The organism is Mucilaginibacter sp. P4_C11, assembly GCF_056402115.1.
Map to the genome: position 1 here is coordinate 1 of NZ_JBFUIA010000072.1, position 4,664 is coordinate 4,664.

4 protein-coding genes are annotated in these 4,664 nt (G+C 44.4%); all 4 read right to left on the bottom strand.

Annotated elements, in window-relative coordinates; genetic code table 11:
* Positions 1 to 262 precede the first annotated feature (262 nt).
* Positions 263 to 2,080, bottom strand: coding sequence for a glycoside hydrolase family 2 protein (locus tag AC1DU2_RS30695; protein WP_477389426.1), 1,818 nt, complete (start codon positions 2,078 to 2,080; stop codon positions 263 to 265).
* 159 nt (positions 2,081 to 2,239) lie between these two features.
* The gene (locus tag AC1DU2_RS30700) at positions 2,240 to 3,613 is read right to left on the bottom strand and encodes a dipeptidase (RefSeq protein ID WP_477389428.1); all 1,374 of its coding nucleotides are present in this window, start codon (positions 3,611 to 3,613) and stop codon (positions 2,240 to 2,242) included.
* A 504-nt stretch (positions 3,614 to 4,117) separates the two neighbouring features.
* Complete coding sequence (locus AC1DU2_RS30705) at positions 4,118 to 4,288, bottom strand: hypothetical protein (protein ID WP_477368632.1); 171 nt, start codon at positions 4,286 to 4,288, stop codon at positions 4,118 to 4,120.
* A 48-nt stretch (positions 4,289 to 4,336) separates the two neighbouring features.
* Positions 4,337 to 4,664: hypothetical protein (locus tag AC1DU2_RS30710; protein ID WP_477389430.1), on the bottom strand; the 328-nt coding region annotated here is incomplete at its 5' end.

Below are 4,664 nucleotides of genomic sequence, written 5' to 3' on the forward strand. Positions count from 1 at the left end.
GGTCATTGGTCATTGGTCATTGGTCATTGGTCATTGGTCATTGGTCATTGGTCATTGGTCATTGGTCATTGGTCATTGGTCATTGGTCATTGGTCATTTAAGGCCGAGTTTAATTGGTAGTCATTGTTTTAAAAAATTTCAAATAATCCACCAATGACTAATGACAGCGAAGCGAAATGACCAATGACAAGCGCAGCGATAATGACAGCGAAGCGAAATGACCAATGACAAGCGCAGCGATAATGACAGCAAAGCGAAATGACTATGGGATAATCTTATAACTTTCCTTGATAACGGCCTCATTTACGGCTTTTACCCTGTTTAACTCCATCTTTTCAACAGCGCGGTCGTAGGTTAATATGCCATTTACTTCATGTTCAACATCGGTGGTTTGGGTGTAGATGGCAACACTTAAACCTTTGTATTTCATTAGCTGTTCTACTTCATCCAGTAAAAACACATACCTATCGGTAAGGCGCGCTTTTGTTGGCTCATAATCATAGGCGTTGTTTTCTACCGGCCACATATGGTTGCGGACAAACAGGCCAACGCCGCCAAATTCGCCCAACGATGCCGCTCGATGCTCGTCGGGCACCGAGGCGCCGTATGGGCCTACATAGATATGGGTATCTACATAATCGCCATTGCCGGGATCGCCGTAAGCTTTCTGATACGACGGATTATTATTAAAACCCGAATTGCCGTTAACCAGCCTGGACGGGTCGTATTGCTTAACCCAATTGGTTATATTTTTAACATCAAACGCGCCCCAGTTTTCATTAAACGGCACCCAGGTAATGATGGATGGCGAATTATAATGATCGTCCATAATTGCTTTCAATTCCTTTCGGAATTCTTTGCGGGTTTTAAGGGTATCTTCATTTTGATACCAGATGGCCGGCATATCCTGCCAAACAAACAAGCCCATTTTATCTGCCCAGTAATAAAACCGTTGCGGCTCGGTTTTCATGTGTTTGCGGATAAGGTTAAAACCCGCATTTTTAGCAAAACTGATGTCAAATTTGAGCGCCTCATCTGTAGGTGCGGTCAAAACCCCATCCGGCCAGTAACCCTGATCGAGCAAGCCAAGCTGCATGATAAACTTTCCGTTAACCAAAGGACGGGTAACGCCATTAACCCTACCCAATTTTATATCGCGCATGCCGAAGTAGCTTTTCACTTCATCGGCAACGCTGCCATCGGTATTTTTTAGGGCGATGTTCAGGTCGTATAAAAAAGGATCGTCGGGCGACCACAGTTTAGGCGATTTAATGGGCAGGTAAAAGTAAGTGTCACCGGCTGATTCTGCTTGCGAAACTACTTTGCCGCCATCAAGCGCCACGGCGGTTAATTTTCCGCTACCCTGTGTATTTACCTGCACTTTTAGCCGGTTATTCGCCAAATCGGGCAGTAAACGAATGTTCTCAATATAGGTTTTGTTAACCGGTTCCAACCAAACGGTTTGCCAAATGCCCGAGCAAAAGGTATAATCGCCACGCGGCCCGCTTTTTCCTGATGGTACGCGGCCATCGTTTAAATCATACGCCGCCACAACCACTGTATTTTTGCCCGTTGTTAAAAAGGGCGTGATGTTAAAGCTAAAAGCATCATAGCTACCGGCATGTGCTCCCACCTTTTGCCCGTTTACAAATAAGGTGGCATGATGTGCTACGGCATCGAAATGAATGATTACCTGTTTATTTTTCCAACCGGTTGGCACCTCAAAACTACGGCGGTACCACATATTAATTTCCTGCTTACGCTGAATGCCGGATAATACAGACTCCGGGCAGTAAGGAACACGGATTTTATTTACTTCGCCTGCAAATGATAATGGTTTTTCGGGAGCAAGCGCGTCTTGAACATTTTTCCCGCCCTGGTAATCCCATTGGCCATTAAGGCACATCCAATCGCTGCGCTGCAATTGCGGCCTCGGATATTCGGGAAACGGAACAGGGGCATCCATTGCTGCTTTTGTCCAGGCTGTGGGTAATAAAGCCTCCTGGGCAAATAAAACAGAACAACAAATAAAGGTAAAAAATAAGGATAGTAATAGCCGTTTGTTTTGGTTTTTAGTCATGGTTTATAGGTTTACATTGATGCTAAGCCAAACTTAAAATAATTTATTCGATTGGCTGTCCCTGTCTGTTCCACTATTTTCCTGGCGATATCAAATAAAAATGGCCGGCGAATAATCCGCCGGCCTAAAACCTTTTATTTAAAAATCATTGCTCCAAAACTAAGCTTTGCTTAGTTCAGCAAAATACTTATGGAACAGCGGGATAGTCTCAATGCCTTTATAGTAGTTAAAGATATCGTATTTCTCGTTGGGTGAGTGCAGCGCATCACTATCCAAACCAAAGCCCATTAACACTGTTTTAAGGCCAAGTTCGGCTTCAAAAAGGGCCACAATAGGAATACTACCGCCGCCGCGTGTAGGTATAGGTTCTTTGCCAAATGACTCGGTGATGGCTTTTTGAGCGGCTTTGTAGGCAATGCTATCGGTTGGCGTTACCGCGGGTTCGCCGCCATGGTGGGGCGTTATTTTTACCTTTACCTTGGCTGGGGCTATGCTCAGGAAATGCTTGGTAAACAGTTCGGTAATCTGCTCAAATGTTTGGTTAGGTACCAGGCGCATGGATATTTTGGCGTGAGCCTTTGATGGTAACACCGTTTTGGCACCCTCGCCAATGTAACCACCCCAAATGCCGTTAACCTCTAAAGTTGGGCGTGTACCGGTGCGTTCAAATGTTGAGTAACCTTTTTCGCCCCAAAGCTCTGCAATATCAAGGTCCTTTTTGTACTCTGCCTCGTCAAACGGTGCATTATTAAGGGATTTACGTTCAGCCGGAGTAAGGTCAATTACCTCATCGTAAAACCCGGGAATGGTGATATGGTTATTTTCATCATGCATAGCGGCAATCATTTTACTCAAAATAGTAATAGGATTGGCCACCGCACCGCCATAAACACCCGAGTGTAAATCGCGGTTAGGGCCGGTAACTTCCACCTCTACGTAGGATAAGCCGCGCAGGCCGGTTTCTAATGACGGATGCTCCATGCTGATCATCGAGGTATCTGATATCAGCACCACATCGGCTTTCAGTTTTTCTTTATTGGCCTTAACAAATATGGATAGGTTTGATGAGCCAACTTCTTCCTCGCCCTCAATCATAAACTTAATATTGCAGGGCAGGGTATCTGTTTGCATCATCAGTTCAAATGCCTTTACGTGCATATAAAACTGGCCTTTATCATCGCAGGCGCCGCGGGCATAAATTTTACCATCGCGCACGGTGGGCTCAAACGGTGGTGTGTGCCATAGCTCGATAGGATCGGCTGGTTGCACATCATAATGCCCGTAAACCAGCACTGTTGGTTTAGCGGCATCAATTATCTTTTCGCCGTAAACAATGGGGTAGCCCGCTGTTTGGCATACTTCTACATTATCGGCACCGGCGTCGCGCAGCTTTTGGGCTACGTGATCGGCAGTATTTAAGACGTCGGCTTTGTATTTAGGGTCGGCGCTAACCGATGGGAAACGCAAAAGGGCAAATAATTCGTCGAGTAAACGTTGCCTGTGCTCATCAACATATTGCTTTATGTGCTGCATGGTATTTAGTTTGGCGCAAATATATTGATGTTTATTGATTTGGGCGAACGATGCGCCGGCAACAACAGGGCAAACGCATCTAATGGGGTTAACATAACTTAACACATTTCAGATAAAATATTTATAAATACTTAATAATCAATATTTTATATTTTATCATGGTTAACACTAAACTGATGACACATTTAGGCACATCAAAATATTTGTGCCTGTTGTTGGCCAATACAAGTCACTTCGGTAGCCGGACTATTTAACCAGGATCAGCCAATAAAAACAAGGTGTTGTTTGAAGCTTAAATCGCTCATTCCATTGACTATTTAGATGCAGTTGCCCTGCCGGCGACAAGGAAAGTTTACAGAGTGGTAAGTATTCGTGTAACTACCGCCCCTTTTTAAATACAAATTCCCCGAAATATCCAGGGAACGCAAAAGTGTTTTCATAAAAATCGGGCCGATACATTGAAAAGGTTGAAGAACACATCAACCTGCATCAGTTGAAGTAAAATTAATCGGCTGTAGCCAAATCAGCTTTGGGACCATGGCCTGCCTTGGCTGTGAACGATGCGGCTTCGGTTTTTGTTGTAACAGGCGCCGATTTGGTTTCTTTAGTACTTAATGAGTAGGCTGTAATTCCTGATGTTAATATGATGGCTATCGCGATGATGATCTTTTTCATGATGTTGTGTGTTGGATGTTTATAAAAACCGGTTTACAAAGCGATTGATTAGGCGGCAAAGTCTGCATTACCCAAGTCTCTTTTAGGGCCGCCGGTGAAAGCAAAGTCTGCATTACCTAAATCCCTTTTTGGACCACCTGTGAAATCTGCATTACCTAAATCTCTTTTAGGGCCGCCTGTGAAAGCAAAATCAGCGTTACCTAAATCTCTTTTCGGACCTCCTGTGAAAGCAAAATCAGCATTACCTAAATCTCTTTTTGGGCCACCTGTGAATGCAAAGTCAGCATTGCCTAAATCTCTTTTCGGACCACCTGTGAAATCCGCATTACCTAAATCTCTTTTTGGGCCACCTGTGAATGCAAAGTCAGCATTGCCT